Origin of the sequence: Corallococcus sp. AB030, from assembly GCF_003668965.1 — a bacterium.
GTDB classification, from domain to species: Bacteria; Myxococcota; Myxococcia; order Myxococcales; family Myxococcaceae; genus Corallococcus; species Corallococcus exiguus.
This window is the reverse complement of record NZ_RAWQ01000044.1, coordinates 1-20,035: the sequence shown is the minus strand read 5'-3', so window position 1 is coordinate 20,035 and position 20,035 is coordinate 1. Positions and strand designations below refer to the sequence as shown.

8 protein-coding genes and 1 pseudogene are annotated in these 20,035 nt (G+C 68.9%); 6 read left to right on the top strand and 3 right to left on the bottom strand.

What is annotated here, in order from left to right; genetic code table 11:
- Positions 1–20: 20 nt before the first annotated feature.
- Positions 21–227 (bottom strand): cold-shock protein, encoded by a 207-nt coding sequence (locus D7Y15_RS13770; RefSeq protein ID WP_120575411.1) that lies wholly within the window; start codon positions 225–227, stop codon positions 21–23.
- A 134-nt stretch (positions 228–361) separates the two neighbouring features.
- Positions 362–2,221 (bottom strand): M2 family metallopeptidase, encoded by a 1,860-nt coding sequence (locus D7Y15_RS13765; RefSeq protein WP_121752863.1) that lies wholly within the window; start codon positions 2,219–2,221, stop codon positions 362–364.
- A 251-nt stretch (positions 2,222–2,472) separates the two neighbouring features.
- Here D7Y15_RS13765 and D7Y15_RS13760 point away from each other — a divergent pair, with 251 nt between their 5' ends.
- From D7Y15_RS13760 to D7Y15_RS13745, 4 genes and pseudogenes are all read left to right on the top strand, one after another.
- Positions 2,473–3,522: a DHH family phosphoesterase gene (locus tag D7Y15_RS13760; RefSeq protein WP_233596727.1), complete on the top strand. Its 1,050-nt coding sequence runs from the start codon at positions 2,473–2,475 to the stop codon at positions 3,520–3,522.
- A gap of 33 nt (positions 3,523–3,555) precedes the next feature.
- A complete protein-coding gene (locus D7Y15_RS13755) occupies positions 3,556–4,098 on the top strand; it encodes a DUF3105 domain-containing protein (protein WP_233604942.1) in 543 nt (180 codons plus the stop codon).
- Positions 4,099–4,293: 195 nt separating this feature from the next.
- Positions 4,294–10,401: pseudogene (locus D7Y15_RS45705) on the top strand (amino acid adenylation domain-containing protein); the annotation flags it as partial.
- Positions 10,402–10,478: 77 nt separating this feature from the next.
- Positions 10,479–16,376: a non-ribosomal peptide synthetase gene (locus D7Y15_RS13745; RefSeq protein ID WP_121752861.1), complete on the top strand. Its 5,898-nt coding sequence runs from the start codon at positions 10,479–10,481 to the stop codon at positions 16,374–16,376.
- A gap of 61 nt (positions 16,377–16,437) precedes the next feature.
- Here D7Y15_RS13745 and D7Y15_RS44680 read toward each other — a convergent pair whose 3' ends face one another.
- Positions 16,438–16,581: a hypothetical protein gene (locus D7Y15_RS44680; RefSeq protein ID WP_158624349.1), complete on the bottom strand. Its 144-nt coding sequence runs from the start codon at positions 16,579–16,581 to the stop codon at positions 16,438–16,440.
- Positions 16,582–16,663: 82 nt separating this feature from the next.
- Here D7Y15_RS44680 and D7Y15_RS13740 point away from each other — a divergent pair, with 82 nt between their 5' ends.
- Both D7Y15_RS13740 and D7Y15_RS13735 read left to right on the top strand, forming a co-directional pair.
- Positions 16,664–17,653 (top strand): alpha/beta fold hydrolase, encoded by a 990-nt coding sequence (locus D7Y15_RS13740; protein ID WP_233604941.1) that lies wholly within the window; start codon positions 16,664–16,666, stop codon positions 17,651–17,653.
- A 450-nt stretch (positions 17,654–18,103) separates the two neighbouring features.
- A complete protein-coding gene (locus tag D7Y15_RS13735; protein ID WP_121752860.1) occupies positions 18,104–19,975 on the top strand; it encodes a hypothetical protein in 1,872 nt (623 codons plus the stop codon).
- Positions 19,976–20,035: the final 60 nt, after the last annotated feature.

Below are 20,035 nucleotides of genomic sequence, written 5' to 3'. Positions count from 1 at the left end.
GAATCAGGAAACGGTCAGGCTCAGGCGGCGGCGCGGACGTTCTGCGCCTGCAGGCCCTTGGGGCCCTTGGTGACTTCGAACTCCACCTTCTGGCCCTCGGCCAGGGTGCGGAAGCCGTCCATGTTGATGGCGGTGTGGTGGCAGAACACGTCCTCGCCCCCGCCGTCCTGCGTGATGAAGCCGAAGCCCTTCGCGTCGTTGAACCACTTCACGGTACCAGTCGCCATTTGCTGTTCTTCTTTCATCGCGGACAGGAAGAGTCGCCGTCCGGTCCTACAGAGTTCGACCCTACAAGACGGGCGCTAGCCTAAGCGCCCGTCCCAGGCGAAGTCCACTCCCTGGAAACATCACCAGGTAAACGTCACCACCCGCACTTCTGGCCCTTGTTCTGCTCCTGGAGCCAACGACGCAGCGGGGCGAAGTACTCCAGCATCGGCGTGGCATCCATCTGGCGGGTGCCCGTCATGGCGGACAACGCATCCGGCCACGGCTTGCTCGCGCCCAGCTCCAGCATGGCCTGCAGGCGCGCGCCCGCGGCCTTGTTGCCGTAGATGGAGCACTCGTTGAGGGGGCCCGTGATGCCGGCGGCCTCACACAGCGCCTTGTGGAACTGGAACTGGAGGATCCGCGCGAGGAAGTAGCGCGTGTACGGCACGTTGGCGGGCACGTGGTACTTGGCGCCGGCGTCGAAGTCCTGCTCCGTGCGGGCCACCGGCGCGGCGATGCCCTGGTACTTCGTGCGCATCGCCCACCAGCTCTTGTTGTAGTCCGCCGGCTTCACCTTCCCGCTGAACACGTCCCAGCGCCACTGATCCACCAGCAGGCCGAAGGGCAGGAAGGCCACCTTCTCCAGCGCGTCCTTCAGCTGGAGGTTGATGACGTTCTTGTCGTTCTTCTCCACCGCGTTGAGCAGGCCCGCCTGCTGGAGGTAGGCCGGGGTGATGGAGAGCGTGAGCGCGTCGCCAATGGCCTCGTGGAAGCCGTCGTTGGCGCCGGCCTGAAAGAGGACGGGGAGCTTGTAGTAGTACGTGTAGTAGTAGTCGTGGCCCAGCTCGTGGTGGATGGTGACCAGGTCCTCCTCGGTGGGCTTGATGCACATCTTGATGCGCAGGTCGTTGTCGTACGTCACGTCCCAGGCGGACGCGTGGCAGACGACGTCGCGGTCCTTCGGCTTGGTGAACTGCGAGCGCTCCCAGAAGGTCTGCGGCAGCGGCTTGAGGCCCAGCGAGGTGAAGAACTTCTCACCCAGCTTGACCATCTTCTCCGCGTCGTAGCCCTGCTTCACCAGGGCGCTGTCCACGTCCAGGCTGGCCTGACCGGGGAACGGCTCCACCAGCGGGTAGATGTTGTTCCACTCCTGCGCCCACATGTTGCCCAGCAGGTGCGCGGGGATGGGCTTGCCGGCGGGCACCGCGGCCTCGCCGTACTGCTTCGCGAGCCGGCCGCGCACGTAGCAGTGCAGCTCGTCGTACATGGGCTTGACCTGGCCCCAGAGCCGCTGCGCCTCCTTCTCGAACTCCGCCGGGGTCATGTCGTAGGACGACCGCCACAGCGTGCCCAGGTCGTTGAACCCGATGTCCTTCGCGCCCGCGTTGGAGAGGTTCACCAGCTGCGTGTAGAGCGGGCGCATGGGGCGGCTGATGGCGTGCCAGCCGGTCCACGCGTCCAGCAGCGCGTCCGCGTTGCGGCTCTCCGCCATGACGTCGGACAGCTCCTCCAGGTCACGGCACTTCCCCTTGCCGTCCTTGCCGCAATACTTGCCCTTGCCGTAGAGGCCCTCCAGCTTCGCGGCGGTGGAGGCCAGCTCCGAGCGCTGCGTGGCGTTGGCCGGGGCGGGCAGCGTCTGGGACACGCGCAGCAGGTGCAGCATGCGCGCGGTGTCCGCGTCCAGCTTCAGCCCGTCGAAGCGGCGTGAGTCCTTGATGGCGTTGTTGACGTAGGCCATCACCTCTTCGTTGACGGAGGCGGCGTTCCGCTCCGTGTCGTCGGTGATGTACGTGCTCTTGATCCACTCGGCGGTGGCCTGCCGGGTCCAGAGCTGCTTCAGGTCCGCGTTGAGCTTCTCGGCGAACTGCTTCGCCTCCGCGGGCGTGGCCTTCGCGGCCGGAGCGGGCGTGGCCTTCGCGACCGGAGCGGGCGTCGTCTGCGCGCTGGCGGCGGGCGCCGCGAGCGACAGGGCGGCCAGGGCCGCGCGCATCAAGGACTGGGGAGTGCGGGTCATGGGCGCGGACACTATGGGAAGTGCCCTGCCCTCGCACCCGCGAAGTCAGGCCGTCCGCGAGCGCTGACATCGCGGGTGGATGCCGCGCCCGGTCATCACGTACGCGCCGCATGACTGGACCCGGGGGGGCCGTCCGGAGGGCAACCAGCCACGACGGGCGCGCCCTGCCGTGCCGCTACAGGCAGTGACAGCTTTGATTCATGCTTCTGGGACACACAAAGGACGCGCACTGGCCGGCGCCAGAGGCTGCGATGGACCAGGCGCGCGAGTTCCTGGAAGCGTGCCGGGACAAGCATGTGCTCGTCGTTCCACACACGGACGTGGACGGGCTCACCTCCGGAGTGCTGATGCTCCGCGCGCTTCAGTCCCTGGGGGCCCGGCCGACAGCGCGCCTGCCGGGCAAGGGAGAGGACGTCCACCACCCGGGCTTCCTGGAGCGACTGGGAGCCTCCTCCACGGAGGCGCTGGTGGTGCTGGACATGGGCAGCCGCGCGGAGCCGCTCTTGCCCGGGGTGCCCACGCTGGTGGTGGATCATCACGCGTCGGAGGCATTCCCACCCGGCGCGAAGGTGCTCACCGCCTACGGCCATGCGCCCGTGGCGAACACGAGCCTGCTCACGTACGTGCTCACGTCGTCGTTCGTCGTGCCCGGCCCGCTGGAGTGGCTGGCGGTGCTGGGGACAGTGGCGGACCTGGGCGTGGACGCGCCGATGCCGTTCCTCAAGGACGCGCTGCGGCGGGCGAAGCGTTCGTCCATCACAGAGGCGGTGGCGCTGCTCAACGCTGCCCGTCGTTCCAGCCGGCTCGCGGCGCCACTGGCGATGCAGGTGCTCTTGCGCGCGGGCAACGCGACGGACATCGCGGAGGGACGCGTGCCCGGCGTGGACGCGCTGCGCGACTGTCGCCTGGAGGTGCAACGCGAGGTTGCCCGGTGCGCGAAGACGCCGCCGCGCTTCGCGGGCAACCTGGCGCTCCTGTTGTTCAGCTCCGAGGCGCAGGTGCACCCGCTGGTGGCCATGCGCTGGGTACATCTGTTGCCGGACCACATCGTCGTCGCCGCCAACACGGGCTACCTGCCCGGCCGCGTGAACTTCGTGCTGCGAAGCCGCGCGCCGGTGGACCTGCTCGCGCTGCTGCGGGACCTGGACCTTCCGCCGATGGGAAGCTCGTTCGCGCACGGCCATTCGCGGGCCACGGGCGGCAGCATGCCACCCGCGGACTTCCTGCGCCTGATGGATGCATTGGGCTTCCGGGGGCTGAGCGACCGGGACGTGGAGCGGCGTGGCGTGGCGCCGGGGTGAGGCGCTCAGGGCCGTTGCGATATGACGGCGTGAATGCCTCGCGCCCTCTCCGCCCTCCTCTTCTCGCTGTGCCTCGCCTGCGGTTCAACGAACGATGATCCACCCAACCCCGGTGGCGAAGCCTGCGAGCAGTATTCGTTCCCGCTGTCGGACACGTCGTCGGCCAGTCACGTGAGTTCGTGCAGCAGCACCGCGTGTGGCAACGGTGAGAACCCGCCCAACTCCGGCCTGCACTGCCCCACGTGGCTGTCGTGCCGCAGCTTCGACACGGAGCAGCCGCGCTGTTCGTGGATCCACAACCTGGAGCACGGCCACGCGGTGTTCCTCTACAACTGCCCGGAAGGCTGCCCCGACGAGGTCGCGAAGCTGGAGGCCGCGCAGGCACAGGCCGCGGTGGGCAGCAACGGCGTGCGCCGCGCGCTCGTCGCTCCGGACTCACAACTGCCCAAGCGCTTCGCCGCGCTGCTGTGGCGCCGCACGTACCTGATGGACTCCGTGGATCCAGACGCTCTCATGTGTCTACTGGCGCTCCAGGACGTGGACGCCAATGAACCCGGACTGGTCTGCCCTCCGTGAAATGACAGTGATCACGGAATAAATGGCAGACACGAGTGAGAGCACCGCGTCAGGGTGTCACGTGTCGCCAATTTTTTGCGTGCACTGCCTCAGGGTCTCTTAATCCGAGACACGCGCCGCCCCTGTTTGACCCGCCTGCGTTCCCCCGGGCGGTCCTGAGTTCACCACCCCCTTTGTCGGGGGTGGCGCGTCGACATGACCGACACCGTCGACGCCCCCGTCTCCCCACGGGGTCTGGCTCCACGGAACATCGCTGGGGCCTTCGAGGCCCAGGCCGTGCTCCGTCCCCAGGCCATCGCCGTCCGCTGTGACGGACAGCAGCTCACGTACGCGGAGCTGGATGCGCGAGCAAACCGGCTCGCGGGATGGTTGAAGGCACGGGGCGTGGGCCGCGAACGGCCACAGGTGGGCGTATGCCTGCCGCGCTCAGTGGACCTCATCGTCACGCTGGTCGGCATCCTCAAGGCCGGCGGAGCGTACGTCCCACTGGATCCGGAGTACCCCTCGGAGCGGCTGGCCTTCATGGCCACGGACTCGCGCGTGCGGATCATCGTCACGCATTCCGGGCTGGAGTCGCACCTGCCGTCGGGGGACTGGCACACGCTCCGGCTGGACACGGACGCGGATGCGTTGGCGGGCTTCAGCGACGGGCCCGTCGCGCGCGACGTCGTGGAGGACGACCTGGCCTATGTCGTCTTCACGTCCGGATCCACGGGCCGTCCCAAGGGCGTGTGCGTGCCCCACCGGGGCGTGCTGCGGCTGGTGCTGGATGCGGACTACGTCCACCTGGGCGCGGATGAAGTGCTGTTGCAACTGGCACCGGTGGCCTTCGACGCGTCCACGTTCGAGCTCTGGGGTCCGCTGCTCAACGGCGGCCGTGTGGCGGTGTTCTCGCGTGGAGCCTCCGCGCTGGACGAGCTGGGAGACTTCCTGCGCGAAGAGAGCGTGACGACGGCGTTCCTCACCACCGGCCTGTTCAACACGCTGGTGGACCGGGGCCTGCCGGGCACGGAGACACTGCGTCAGCTCTACACGGGGGGTGAGGTGATGTCGCTGCCCCATGCGCGCCGGGCGCTGGAGGCACTGCCGCGCACGCGCATCTTCAACTGCTACGGCCCCACGGAGAACACGACGTTCACGAGCTGCCAGCTCCTGTGCGCGCCGCTCGGCTCTGAGCCCGCGCCCATTGGCCATGCCATCTCCGGCACGCGGATGTACGTGCTGGACCCGGAGGGCCGTGAGCTGCCCACGGGCTCCGTGGGTGAGCTGTACACGGGAGGCAGCGGCGTCGCGTGGGGCTATTGGGAGCGTCCGGAGCTCACCGCCGAACGGTTCCTGCCGGATCCCTTCAGCACCGAACCGGGCGCGCGCATGTATCGCTCGGGGGATCTCGCTCGGCGGCTCGAGGACGGCGCCGTGGACTTCGTGGGACGCGTGGACCACCAGGTCAAGGTGCGCGGCTTCCGCATCGAGCCGGGTGAGGTTGAAGCGGCGCTGCGCCTGCAGTCCTCCGTGCAGGAGGCCGTGGTGATGGTGCGCGAAGACGTGCCGGGCGACCGGCGGCTCGTGGCGTACGTGACGGCATCTGAGCCCCTGACGGCGCCGATGCTGCGGGCGCACCTGAAGGACCATCTGCCCGCGCACATGCTGCCTTCGGCCATCGTCGTCCTGGACGCGATGCCTCTCACCACCAACGGCAAGGTGGAGCGCAAGGCACTGCCGGATCCGCGCGACTGCCCTGGAGCCGAGGAGGACTTCGTCGCGCCGGAGACCGCGCTGGAACAGACCGTTGCTCGGGTCTGGGCGGACGTGCTGCGCATGGACGCGGTCGGCGCCACGGCGGACTTCTTCGAACTGGGTGGCCAATCCCTCCTGGCCACGCAGGCCATCGGCCGGCTGTGCGATGTGCTCCAGCGTCCCGTGCCGCTGCGTTTGCTGTTCGCGAACCCCATCCTGCGGGACTTCGCCGCCGCGCTGGAAGAAGCCGCGCCGACGGTCAACCGTGCCGAGCCCCCCATCCCTCCGTGCACGGATGCCGCGCGGGAACAGCTGTCGTTCGCGCAGCAGCGGCTGTGGTTCCTGGACCAGTGGATGCCGGGCTCCGCGCTGTATTCGCTGCCGTTCGCGTTCCGGCTGGACGGGCCGCTGGACACGGCCGCGTTGGAGCAGGCGATACAGGCCGTGGTGGACCGGCATGAAGCCCTGCGCACCACCTTCCCTGGCGAAGGCGCCGCCCTCCAGCACGTCGCCGCGCACCTGCCCGTAACGTTGGAGCGAGCGCAGACCGGTTCGGAGGAAGAGACGCTCGCGTGCATGCAGCGTGAAGCGGAGCGGCCTTTCGACCTGGCCCGGGGACCGCTGTTCCGGGCGCTGCTCATCCGTGAAGCGGAGCGGCGGCACGTGCTGGTGCTCAACCTGCACCACATCGTCTCCGACGGCTGGTCCTTCGGCGTGCTGTATCAGGAGCTGTCCGCGGCGTACCGCGCTCGGGACCTGGAGCCCCTGTCCCTCCAGTATCCCGACTACGCGGCGTGGCAGCGCCAATGGCTCCAGGGCGATGTGCTCCAGCGGGAGCTGGGCTTCTGGGAGCGGCAGCTCGCGGACGTGCCCCATGTGCTGGAGCTGCCCACCGACCGGCCGCGTCCCGCGGTGCAGGGGTTCGCGGGCGACATCCATCGCTTCACGGTACCGGCCCGGCTGCACCGGGAACTGGAGGCACTGGCCCGCCGTGAAGGAGCCACGTTGTTCATGGCCCTGCTCACCGGGTTCCAGGTGCTGCTGTCGCGCTACAGCGGGCAGCGGGACTTCGTGGTGGGCACGCCCATCGCGAACCGCACGCGGAAGGAGCTGGAGGGGCTCATCGGCTTCTTCGTCAATACGCTGCCCATCCGTGCCCGCTTCGAGGGTGAGCCTTCGTTCCTCCAGGTCCTCGCGCAGGTGCGGGACCGCGCGCTGGGTGCCTATGCCCATCAACAGCTGCCGTTCGAGAAGCTGGTCGAAGCGCTCCAGGTCGAACGCGAGGCGAGCCGGACGCCCCTCATCCAGGTGCTGTTCGCGCTCCAGAACGCGCCCACGTCGCGGCTCGAATTCCCGGACGTCACCGTCACCCCGCTGACGCTGGACACGCGCACGTCCAAGTTCGACCTGTTCCTTGCCCTGGAGGAATCCGGCGACGGGCTCGTGGGCACGATCGAGTACGCCACTGCGCTGTTCGATGCGGCCACCATCGAGCGCCTGACGGAGCACTACCTCCAGGTGCTGCGTTGCTTCGTCGAAGCGCCGGACCGTGGGACCGGGGACGCCGTCTTCATGTCGGAGCTGGAGCAGCGGCGGGCGCTCCAGGACTGGAACGCGTCGGCGCGTCCCTACCCTTCGGAGCTGTCCATCGTGGACGCCTTCGCGCTCCAGGTCGCGCGGCGGCCCGACGCTGTCGCCGTAAGCCATGGGGCCGTGACGCTCACGTACGCGGAGCTGGATGCGCGCGCGGAGCAGTTGGCCCGGCGGCTGCGGACACTCGGGGTGGGACGGCGTACGCCGCAGGTGGGCGTGTGCCTGCCTCGCTCCCTCGACCTCATCGTGTCGCTCGTGGCCATCCTCAAGGCGGGCGGCGCCTACGTCCCGCTGGATCCGGAGCATCCTTCCGAGCGGCTCGCTTTCATGGCCACGGATGCGCGGCTCGTCGCCATCGTCACGCACGAGGCGCTGGCGTCCGGGTTGCCCTCGGGTTCGTGGACGCCCGTGTGCATGGATGTGCCGTGGGATGCCGTGGAAGCACCGGCGGCCGAGTTCGTGATGCCGGTGGATCTGGCGCACATCATCTACACGTCCGGATCCACGGGCCGACCCAAGGGCGTGTGCATCCCGCATCAGGGCGTGGTGCGGCTGGTGCTCAACCCGGACTACGTGCGGGTGGGGCCCGGCGACCGGATGGCGCAGTCCACGACCATCGCGTTCGACCTGTCCACGCTGGAAGTCTGGGGCGCGCTGCTCAACGGTGCCACGCTGGTCCTGTTTGCCCGAGACGAGATCATCGACCCGGACGTCCTGGCGCGCAGGCTCCAGGAGGAACGCGTCACGCACATGGTGCTGGCCACGGCGTTGTTCAACCACGTAGCCCGCTCGCGACCCGACGCCTTCAGCCACCTGTCCTGGATGATATTCGGCGGCGAGGCGGCGGACGTCGCCAGCGTCAACGCGGTGCTCTCACACGGCGGACCCACGGCGTTGCTCAACGGGTACGGCCCCACGGAGAACACGTCCTTCAGCACGTGGCACCGCGTGCCGCATACGGGCGTCGAATCCGTGCCCATCGGTGGGCCGCTCGCCAACAGCACTGCGTATGTGCTCGATGCCCGGCTCCAGCTGGTTCCTCCCGGTGTCGTAGGCGAGTTGTTCGTGGGCGGCGACGGACTGGCGCTCGGGTACTGGGCGAGGTCCGACCTCACCGCGGAGAAGTTCATCCCCCATCCGTTCAGTGACACGCCCGGTGCGCGGCTCTACCGCACCGGAGACCTGGTCCGTCAGCGGGTGGATGGCGTCCTGGAGTATGTGGGCCGCCGCGACCACCAGGTGAAGCTGCGCGGCTTCCGCATCGAATTGGGCGAAGTGGAGGCGGCCCTGCGACAGCACCCCGCAGCGCGAGAGGTGCTCGTGCTGCTGCGCGAGGACACGCCGGGCGACCGCCGGCTCGTGGCCTACGTCGCGGCCACGGACGTCACGGACGCGGTGCTCCGTGAGTTCCTCCAGGCACGGCTCCCGGGCCACATGGTGCCTGGTGCGTTCGTGGTGATGGAGTCGTTGCCCCTCACGCCCAACGGGAAGATCGACCGGCGCGCGCTGCCTGTCCCCGGAGCTTCAGCGACCGAGGGCTTCATCGCGCCCCGGACCCCGCTCGAAGCACGGATCGCCAGCATCTGGGCCGCCGTGCTGGGCGGGCGCGAAGTGGGAGCGAACTCGCACTTCTTCGACCTGGGCGGGCACTCGCTGCTGGCCACGCAGGTGGTGTCCCGTGTGCGGGAGGCGCTGGGCGTGCCGCTCTCCGTGCGCGCGCTCTTTGAATCCCCGCGTCTGGAGGCGTTCGTCCGGATCGTGGAAGGCCTGCTCGCGCAAGGACACCGGGAGGACTCGCGCATCCCCGTGGCGCCTCGCGGATCCGAACCGCTTCCGCTGTCCTTCGCGCAGGAGCGGCTCTGGTTCCTGGGGCAGCTGCACGATGTGCCCGGCGTCTACAACATGCCCATGGCCCTGCGCCTGGACGGCCCATTGGACGTCGAGGTGCTGCGCGCCAGCCTGGAAGCGCTCGTGCTGAGACACGAGTCCCTTCGCACTACGTTCCCGGAAGGCGACCGCCCCACGCAACACATCGCCGAGGTGCCGGTCCTGACGCTGGAGGTCCAGCGGCTCGACGCGCCGGGACCGGAGGACTCGCGGGTCCAGGCTCGTCTGCGGCAGGAGGCGGACCAGACCTTCGACCTCGCGCGGGGACCTCTGTTCCGGGTGCTCCTGCTCCAGCTCGAAGGCACGTGCTCGGTGCTGGTGCTCAACCTGCATCACATCGTGTCCGATGGCTGGTCGTTGGGCGTGCTCTACCGCGAGCTGTCCGACGAGTACCGCGCGCGTCTCCAGGGCCAGTCGCCACGACGGTCACCGCTGCCCGTGCAGTACGCGGACTACGCGGCATGGCAGCGCCAGTGGCTCCAGGGTGACGTGCTCCAGGAGCAGCTCGATTTCTGGAAGCAGCAGCTCGCGGACGCGCCGCATGTCCTGGAGCTGTCCGTGGACCGTCCGCGCCCCGCGGTGCAGCGCTTCGACGGCGCCTCATTCCGTTTCACGCTGCCCTCCACTCTTCGTCAGTCGCTGGAGGCCCTGGCCCGCGAGGAAGGGGCCACGCTGTACATGACGCTGCTGGCGGGCTTCCAGGTGCTGCTGTCGCGCTACAGCGGACAGCGGGACTTCATCGTCGGCACCCCCATCGCCAACCGCACGCGGGAGGAGCTGGAAGGCCTCATCGGCTTCTTCGTCAACACGCTGCCGCTGCGGGCCCACCTGCGCGACGGCGCGTCGTTCCGTGAAGTGCTGGGTCAGGTGCGGGCTCGGGCCCTGGGGGCGTACGCGCATCAGGAACTGCCGTTTGAAAAGCTCGTCGAGGAACTGCACGTCGAACGCTCCTTGAGCCACGGGCCGCTGGTGCAGGTGATGTTCGCCCTGCAGAACGCCCCTGGCACGTTGCCCCAGCTCCCGGGCCTCCAGGTCCAGGCGTTGGAGCTGTCGCTTCAGACGTCCAAGTTCGACCTCAGCCTGATGCTGGAGGAGACGGCGACCGGCTCTCGGGCGTCCTCGAATACGCGAGCGCGCTGTTCGAGCCCCGCACCATCGAGCGGATGGCCGGGCACTTCCACCGCCTGCTCGAAGGGGTACTGCATCAGCCCGATGCGGCGATCCATGCCCTGCCCTGGCTGTCCGAAGGCGAGCGGCAGCAGGTCCTTGTCACCTGGAACGACACCGCGCGGCCCTACCCGCGCGACGCCTCTCTCGTGCGTGCATTCCACGCGCAGGTGGCCGCGCGCCCGGATGCCATCGCCGTGCGTCACGGTTCGGCTGCGCTCACGTACGCGGAGCTGGACGCTCGCGCCAATCAGATCGCGTGGGCGCTCAAGGCACAAGGCGTCGGACGGGATGCACCGCGTGTGGGCGTATGCCTGCCGCGCTCCATCGACCTCGTCGTGTCGCTGGTCGCCATCCTCAAGGCGGGGGGGGCCTACGTGCCGCTGGACCCCGACTACCCGGCGGACCGCCTGGCCTTCATGGCCACGGATGCGCGGCTCGTCGCGGTCGTCACCGAATCAGCGCTCGCGGGTCAGGTCCCCGAAGGGCCGTGGACGGTCCTGCGGCTGGATGCGCTCCCAGCGGGGATGGAACGCCATGCGCCTCCAGATGTCTGCACGGGGGATGACCTGGCGCACGTCATCTACACGTCCGGCTCCACGGGACGGCCCAAGGGCGTATGCATTCCGCACCGGGGCGTCGCCCGTCTCGTCCTCGATCCGGACTTCATCCAGCTGCGTCCCGAGGATCGCGTGGCCCAGACGTCCACGGTCGCCTTCGATGCCTCGACGTTCGAGCTATGGAGCGCACTGCTCAACGGCGCGACGCTGGTCCTCCTGTCGAAGGAAGAGGTCATCGAGCCCACCGTGCTCGCAAGGCGGGTCCACGAAGAAGGCATCACGGTCCTGTTCCTGACCACGGCGCTGCTCCATCACGTCGCGCGCACCGACCCGTCGCTGCTGAAGGGCCTTCGGTGGCTCCTCTTCGGTGGCGAGGCCGCGGACCCGGCCTGCATCCGCGCCATCCTCTCCGACAGCGCGCCGGAGCACATCGTTCACGCCTACGGCCCCACGGAGAACTCCGCGTACAGCACGTGGTTCTCTCCGACACACGTCGAACCCGATGCGGTGACGGTGCCCATCGGCCGCCCGGTCTCCAACAGCACGGCCTACGTGTTGGACGCGCACCTGCATCCGGTGGCGCCGGGCATCGTCGGTGAGCTGTTCGTCGGCGGTGACGGCCTCGCGTGGGGCTACTGGGAGCGGCCCGACCTCACCGCCACCGCCTTCATCCCCCACCCCTTCGCCTCCACGCCGGGTGCCCGGCTCTACCGCACCGGCGACCTCGTCCGTCAGCGCTACGACGGTGCCTTCGACTTCGTGGGACGCCGCGACCACCAGGTCAAGGTGCGCGGCTTCCGCATAGAGCCCGGAGAGATCGAAGCCGTCCTGCGCCAGCACCCTGCCGTGCGCGAAGCGCTGGTGCTCGTGCGTGAGGACTCGCCCGGTGACAAGCGATTGGTCTCCTACGTCACCTTCCGCGACGCGGTGACGGCCAGCGACCTGCGTTCTCACGTCCAGGCTTCGCTTCCCAATCACATGGTCCCCTCCGCGTTCGTGCTGCTGGACGCGCTGCCCATGACGCCCAATGGGAAGGTGGACCGCCGTGCGCTGCCAGAGCCAGACAACGAGGCGCCGGCAACGGAAGGCACACGGGCCCTGACTGCCCTGGAACAGACGTTGAGCGCCATCTGGTGCGCGGTGCTCCAGCGCGCTCACGTCCCCGTCGATGCGAACTTCTTCGACCTGGGTGGGCATTCGCTGCTGGCCACGCAGATCGTCTCCCGGACCTCACAGGCGCTGGGCATTCCTGTCCCTGTGCGGACCCTCTTCGAGTTCCCGACCATCGAAGGCATGGCACGCGCGTTGGAAGGCCGCACGCAGGACCCGTCCCTGTCCGGCCCCGCGCTCCGGACCTGGCAGCGCGAGGGACCGCCGCCCCTGTCGTTCGCGCAGGAGCGGCTCTGGTTCCTCAACCAGTTCCACTCGGACCGGGCCGCGTACAACATGCCCATGGTGCTGCGGCTGGAAGGCACGCTGAACGTGGACGCGATGGAGCATGCGCTCCAGGCATTGGTGGACCGGCACGAATCCCTGCGCACGGTGTTCCCGGGGGAAGGAGTCCCCGTGCAGCGCATACTCCCCCGGATGCCCGTGTCCCTTCGCCGGGTCGAAGCATCCTCCAGGACCGAGGCGGAAGCCCTGCTGCGCGAGGACGCGGAGACACCCTTCGACCTCGCGGAGGGCCCGCTGTTCCGCGCCCTCCTGGTACGCGAGGGCGCTGGACACCATGTGCTGCTGCTCAACCTGCATCACATCGTGTCCGACGGCTGGTCGATGGGCGTGCTCTACCGCGAGCTGTCCGCCGGATATCAGGCGCATCACGCAGGCCGGGCCTCGGACCTGGCGGCCCTGCCCGTGCAGTACGCGGACTACGCGGCGTGGCAGCGCCATTGGCTCCAGGGTGAGGTGCTCCAGCGGCAGCTCGACTTCTGGAAGCAGCACTTGGCGGACGCGCCGCACGTCCTGGAGCTGCCCACCGACCATCCTCGTCCGACCGTGCAGCAGTTCGCGGGCTCCACCCACGAGTTCACCCTCCCCCGCACCGTGCTCGACGCACTGACGGGCCTGGGCCGCCAGGAAGGAGCCACGCTGTTCATGACGTTGATGGCGGGCTTCCAGTTGCTGCTGTCGCGCTACAGCGGGCAGCGGGACTTCATCGTCGGCACGCCCATCGCCAACCGCACCCGCGAGGAGGTGGAAGGCCTCATCGGCTTCTTCGTCAACACGCTGCCGCTGCGGGCCCACCTGCGCGACGGTGCGTCGTTCCGTGAAGTGCTGCGGCAGGTGCGGGACCGGGCGCTGGGCGCGTACGCGCATCAGGAACTGCCGTTTGAAAAGCTCGTCGAGGAACTGCACGTCGAACGCGCCCTGAGCCACGGGCCGCTGGTGCAGGTGATGTTCACCTTGCAGAACGCGCCCGGGACACCGCCCCAGCTTCCGGGTCTCCAGGTCCAGGCGCTGGAGTTCCAGACCCCGACCTCCAAGTTCGACCTCACCCTGGCCCTGACCGAAACTCAGGAAGGAATCAGCGGCACGCTCGAGTACGCGACCTCGCTGTTCGAGCCCCGCGCCCTCGAACGGATGGCGGACCACTTCCGTCGCATCCTCGAAGGCGCGCTGCACCAGCCCGATGCCGCCATCCATGACCTGCCCTGGCTGTCCGAAGCAGAGCGCCAGCAGGTCCTCACGGAATGGAACGAGACGAGCCGGCCCTATCCGAGGGACAGCTCCCTGGTGCAGGCCTTCGAAGCCCAGGTGGCCACGCGCCCGGAGGCCATCGCCGTGCGGCATGGCGCCCAATCGCTCACCTACGCGGAGCTGGACGCCCGCGCCAATCAGCTCGCGTGGACGCTCAAGGCGCAGGGCATCGGGCCGGATGCGCCCCGCGTGGGCGTGTGCCTGCCGCGCTCCATCGACCTCATCGTGGCGCTCGTCGCCGTGCTCAAGGCGGGTGGCGCCTACGTGCCGTTGGATCCGGACTACCCGGTGGATCGACTGGCCCTCATGATCTCCGATGCGAAGGTGCATCGGATCATCACGGGCACGACATCCTCGATCCGGTTCACTTCAGACAGCGTGGGACCCATCCGCATCGATGCGTTGGAGGCCCCCGCGCAGTCCGGCTCGCCCTACGATGCGACGCGCTTCCATCCCCTGGAGCCTGCGTACGTCATCTACACATCCGGTTCCACGGGCCGGCCCAAGGGCGTCTGCGTTCCGCATCAGGCCGTGATGCGGCTGGTGATGGATCCGGACTACATCCCCTTCGGTCCAGGCGACCGCGTGGCCCAGGCCGCGACGGTGTCCTTCGACGCCTCGACCTTCGAGGTGTGGGGTGCGCTGCTCAACGGCGCGACGCTCGTCCTGTTCTCGAAGGAAGACATCATCGATCCCGCGACGCTGGCCCGGGGCCTGCGGGACGAGCGCATCACCGCCCTGTTCCTCACCACGGCCCTCTTCAACCACGTCGCCCGGATGGAGCCCACGGCCTTCAACGGCCTGTCCACCCTCCTCTTCGGCGGCGAGGCCTCGGACCCGGCTTGCGTGAACCGGCTGCGCGAACACGGTGGGCCTCGCAGGCTGGTGCACGTCTACGGCCCCACGGAGAACACCACGTTCAGCACGTGGCATCTCGTCATGGAGTCCGTCACAGGCACGGTGCCCATTGGCAAGCCCCTCTCCAACAGCACGGCCTACGTGCTGGACGCGCACCTGCACCCGGTGGCACCGGGCATCGTCGGTGAGTTGTTCGTCGGCGGTGACGGCCTGGCCTGGGGCTACTGGGAGCGGCCCGACCTCACGGCCACCGCCTTCGTGCCCCACCCCTTCGCCGCTACTCCAGGAGCCCGGCTCTACCGCACTGGCGACCTCGTCCGTCAGCGCCACGACGGTGCGCTCGACTTCGTGGGACGCCGCGACCACCAGGTCAAGGTGCGCGGCTTCCGCATCGAGCCCGGGGAAATCGAAGCCGTGCTGCGCCAGCACCCGGCCGTGCGCGAAGTGTTGGTGCTCGTGCGCGAGGATTCGCCCGGTGACAAGCGGCTGGTCGCCTACGTCACGTTCCGCGACACGGTGACGGCCAGCGACCTGCGCTCTCACGTCCAGGCTTCGCTCCCCAGCCACATGGTCCCCTCCGCGTTCGTGCTGATGGACGCACTGCCGCTCAACGCGAACGGCAAGGTGGACCGCCGCGCGCTGCCTCGTCCTTCCGACAGCACGGACACGGAGGAGGCCGGCGTGATGCCTCGTACGCCGCTGGAACAACAGATCGCGGACATCTGGGCGGAGGTCCTGGGTCGCACGGTCATCAGCGTCACCGCGAGCTTCTTCGACCTGGGCGGCCACTCGCTGCTCGCGGCGCAGCTCGTGTCCAAGCTGTCGGAACACTTCCCGTTCAAGGTCCCGCTCCAGGTCCTCTTCCAGAGTCCGACGGTCGCGGCGATGGCCCAGTGGATCCAGGCGAAGCTCACGCCGGATGCACCAGTGGCCGAAGCAGGCCCCGCGATCCCGGAAGGCGTCGTGCAGCTCCAGCAGGGACGCTCGGACCTTCCGCCCTTGTGGTGCATGCATCCGGTGGGCGGCACGGTGTTCTGCTACCAGGACCTCGTGCGGGCGCTCGGCCCCGACCGCACCGTCTACGGCTTCCAGGCCCCCGGCGTGAATGGCGAGTGCCCGCCCCTCACGAGCATCGAGGCGCTCGCGTCACATCACCTGAACTTGATGCTCCAGTGGCAGCCCCAGGGGCCCTACTACCTCGTGGGCCTCTCCATGGGCGGCACCATCGTCTATGAGATGGCCCAGCGCATGCTCAAGCTGGGCGTTCCTCCGGAGCTGCTCGTCTTCCTCGACACGCCCGGCCCGGGTCAGATGCCGACGCAGTTCGAGGACGACGCCGCGCTGCTCGCGGCCATGTTCGGAGATGACACACCGACGCTCGCCCAGCGCCTGCGCGCGATGCCTCCGCACGAGCAGATGAAGGAGGTGCTGCGCCAGGCGCGCGAAGGCGCGACCGTGCCGGACTCGTATTCGCTGCGCGACCTGGAGATCTTCCTGGACGTGTGGAAGGCCCACATGCGCGCCCTTTTCAGCTACGCGCCCGTGCCGTACGAGGGCGCGGCCACATACCTGAAGGCCCAGGTCCACGTGCCACCCCATCCGCTGCACCCGGAACAGCCGTGGCAGATGCTCGTGCGGCACGGACTGGAGGTGCTGCCCGTGCCCGGCAATCACCAGACGATGATCGAACCGCCGAACGTCGAGGCCATGGCGCGGCACGTAACCGCATGCCTGCGGCGCATCGAGGACACCGTGCCCCGAAGCTCGGTCGCATAGCAGCCAAACTGGATGTGCCCCTCCATCCACGTTGGGGGGCACATGACGGCCCAGCCTTCCGCTATCTCGTGGTGATGTCGTCCACACGAACCGACGAAGGACGGCGGCTCCGGAGTCCCAGATCCACCAGGATCTGCCCCGCTTCCGTCACGGTCTTCTCCAGCTCCGCCGCGGCTTCCTCGAAGCCGGGCGGGGGCTCATCCACGCCCCGTCCAGATGGGGCGCGGCGAGCTGTTACCCATGGGCTTCCCTGGTGGTCTCCGCATTCCCTGTAGTTGAGTCAGTCCATGCGAAAACTCCTCCTCCTCTGCTTGCCGCTGTTCGCCTGTGTGACGACGAAGTCCGTCCCGGTCCCGGCTTCTGCCGACTCCAGCGCGTTGCATCAGGTGAAGCGGGTGAAGGTGGCCGAGGGGGTCGAGCTCGAGCTGCTCGACTTCGGAGGCCAGGGACCCGCGCTCGTCTTCCTGTCGGGCCTGGGCAACACGGGCCACGTGTTCGACACCTTCGCGCCGGAGTTCACCGCGGCCCATCACGTCTACGCCGTCACCCGCCGGGGGTTTGGCTCGTCGAGCTGGCCCGAGCAGGGCTACGACACCGCCACCCTGGGCGAGGACGTCGTCCGGGTGCTGGAGGGGCTGGGAATCGCGAAGGCGTCATTCGTGGGCCACTCCGCCGCCGGGCCAGAGCTCACCTGGGTGGCAACCCATCACCCGGAGCGCGTGGAGAAGGTGGTCTACCTGGACGTGAGGACCAACGGTGACCTGCTGGCGGAGCTCCTTTCGGTCCTGCCCATTCCTCCTCCGAGCGAGCCCGCTCCCGAGGACGTGGCCTCACGCGCCGCGCTCGCCGCCGCGCTCGCGCGTGACGTCGGAGGAGCGTTCCCCGCGCACGAGATCGACGAGGCGAACGAGTTCGATCCGAAGACCGGGCACTACCTGCGCGCCCGAAAGTGGCCGCACGCGGAGGAGCGGGTGATGAAGGGTTTCTCGCAGGTGGACTTCGCGGCCGTGACGGCGGCCGTGCTCTTCCTCTACGTGGATCAGCCTCGGTCCGGGCGGGCGGAGGACCTCCCAGGCTTCTCCCAAATGGACCGTCCCGTGCAGGAGAAGTTGAGGACCCTGAGCGCCAGGGCGCTCCAGCGGGACGCCGAAATGCTGAGCGTGATGAGCATGCCGAACTGGAAGGGCATCAAGCTCGAGCACGCGCGGCACTACGTCTGGCTCACCAACCATGACGAGGTGCTGCGCGAGATGAAGACCTTCCTCGAGACATTTTGAAAGGGCGGCGAAGGCGCGCTGGATGAGCGCATCTCCTGTTTCCACACTTCGAGCAAGCGAACACGTCCAGCGCTTTCCGTCCTGCGTAGCAGCCTGGCGAGAGTCCAATCGTGGTGTGCGCTCCTTCTTCGGCTCCTCCCTCGTCGCGGCAAAGGACGGGCTCTCTTCCTCCGGCTCCGGCCTCGCCCCTCCTCGCCCCGTCCAGACGGGGCGCGGCGAGCTGTTACCTTCCGCCTTCTGCATTCCCTCGACGCGGAAGATGCCCGGGTGATCCAACATGGGCACGCTAGCGCCGCAGGCGCACGTGCAGGGGGGGACTCTCCCACCTCCGGAGTCCATGTCCGATGTCGAAGGGCGCCCGCCCGGTGGCGTGGAGGGTGAGCGGCCGTCCAGGGGGGATGCGGGCCGGCACCGGAAGGACTGGGGGCGCCTGGGCGTACTAGCGCCTCCATGACCAACACCATTCGACGCGCTTTCGCGGCGCTGCTGACGCTGACGTGTCTCGGGGCGCTGTCCGCCCAGGCCGCCACGGGTGTGCAGGGCCCCGTGCCCCCGGCCTTCCAGAATCGCTTGATGGTGGGCCTCTTCGAGGAGGCCGGCCAGAACTGGATGCGCGACAGCAACGTGCCGTGGGACGCGCGCTACCGCTACTTCACCAAGGGCTGGGCGGACAACTGGGGCTACGGCGCCCGCGACGGCAGCTGGGCGGCCAGCTTCTTCACCGAGTCGAAGGCGCAGGGCTACGTCCCCGTCGTCACCTACTACCAGCTCTTCGGTGAGCCGGGCGGCGGCGAGCAGGAGACCCTCGCGAAGCTGAAGAACGCCTCCACCATGCGCAGCTACTTCGAGGACGTGAAGCTGCTCCTCCAGCGCGCGAAGGCCTTCGGCAGCCCGGTCATCCTCCACGTGGAGCCGGACGCGGTCGGCTTCCTCCAGTTCCAGACGGCCTCCAACCCCAACGCCCCCGCGGCCATCGCCTCCTCGGGGATGCCGGAGCTCGCGGGCCTGCCCAACACCGTCGCCGGGTGGAGCCTGGCGTTCCTCCAGCTGCGCAAGGCCGTGGGCGCGAACAACGTCGTGCTGGGCCTGCACATCTCCGCGTGGGCCAGCGGCAAGGACATCGCGTTCAACTCGCTCACGGATCCGCTCCAGCCGGAGGTGGACAAGGTCGTCAACTTCCTCAAGCCGCTGGGCCTGGGCACCAACGTCACCGGCGCCACCTACGACGTGGTCGTGGGCGATCCGCTGGATCGCGACGCGGACTTCTACCGGCTCACGCAGGGCGCGGATCACACCTGGGACATGAGCGATGCGGCGTCGCTCACGTCGCGCTCGTACAACCGCTACGCGGAGTGGCTGCGCCTCTGGAATCAGACCTCCGGCAAGCGCTGGATGCTGTGGCAGATCCCGCTGGGCAACTCCAACCACCTCAACATCAACAACAGCGGCGGGGCGCGCCAGGGCTACAAGGACAACCGCACCGAGTACTTCTTCGGCACGAGCGGTGACGCGCACCGGCGCAAGTTCGCCAACGTAGGCGTCGTCGCCCTGATGTACGGCGCGGGCGCGGGCGGCCAGAGTTCCTACCAGAACGACCAGGGCACCGACGGCCAGCCGTACCTGAAGCAGCGCGCGGGCACGTTCCTCAACGCGGGCGGACTGAGCCTGCCCGCGGCCGGCACCACGCTTCCGCCCCCGGGCGGCGGCGGATCCACCGATGGAGGCACCGTGGACGCCGGCACCCCGCCGGTCGACGCGGGCACTCCCGACGGCGGCACGCGTCCGGATGCCGGCACCGACGGCGGCGTGGACGGCGGCACGCGTCCGGATGCCGGCACGGATGGCGGCACCGGCACCTCCGACGCGGGCACCCCGGCCGACCCGTCGAAGTACGGCTTCGAGTCCAACGCGCAGGGCTGGAGCGCCAGCGGCGCCGCGCTGTCCGCCGTGAGCACCACCACCGCCAAGGCCTCCGCGGGCACCCGTTCGCTGGCCGTGCCCTTCAACGGCACGTCCGGCAAGGGCACCGTGGCCGTGGCCAACGCGGCCGTGCCGTCCGGCAAGACGGTGACGTTCCAGCTGTGGCTGCCCACCGGCAGCAAGATCACCGGCGTCCAGCCGTACACCCTGGAAGGCGCCTCCGCGAACTGGCGATGGACGGGCAACTGGATTGCCGTCGGCAGCCTCAAGGCCGGCGCGTGGAACGCCATCACCGTGAAGCTGCCCTCCGGCTCCACCACCCCGCTGTACCAACTGGGCGTGGAGTTCCAGACGACGGGCACGTGGAAGGGCACGGTCTACCTCGACGCCGTCAGCTGGTAGTCCAACGAGTTTCCGGTCCCGCGGGCGCGTGCAACCGCTCGCGGGACCGACGTAGGGTAG

Bases quoted from the DNA above. Each gene is read 5' to 3' on its own strand.
- D7Y15_RS13770 (WP_120575411.1), bottom strand. From the start codon at position 227: ATGGCGACTGGTACCGTGAAGTGGTTCAACGACGCGAAGGGCTTCGGC.
- D7Y15_RS13765 (WP_121752863.1), bottom strand. From the start codon at position 2,221: ATGACCCGCACTCCCCAGTCCTTGATGCGCGCGGCCCTGGCCGCCCTG.
- D7Y15_RS13760 (WP_233596727.1), top strand. From the start codon at position 2,473: ATGGACCAGGCGCGCGAGTTCCTGGAAGCGTGCCGGGACAAGCATGTG.
- D7Y15_RS13755 (WP_233604942.1), top strand. From the start codon at position 3,556: ATGCCTCGCGCCCTCTCCGCCCTCCTCTTCTCGCTGTGCCTCGCCTGC.
- D7Y15_RS13745 (WP_121752861.1), top strand. From the start codon at position 10,479: ATGGCCGGGCACTTCCACCGCCTGCTCGAAGGGGTACTGCATCAGCCC.
- D7Y15_RS13740 (WP_233604941.1), top strand. From the start codon at position 16,664: ATGCGAAAACTCCTCCTCCTCTGCTTGCCGCTGTTCGCCTGTGTGACG.
- D7Y15_RS13735 (WP_121752860.1), top strand. From the start codon at position 18,104: ATGACCAACACCATTCGACGCGCTTTCGCGGCGCTGCTGACGCTGACG.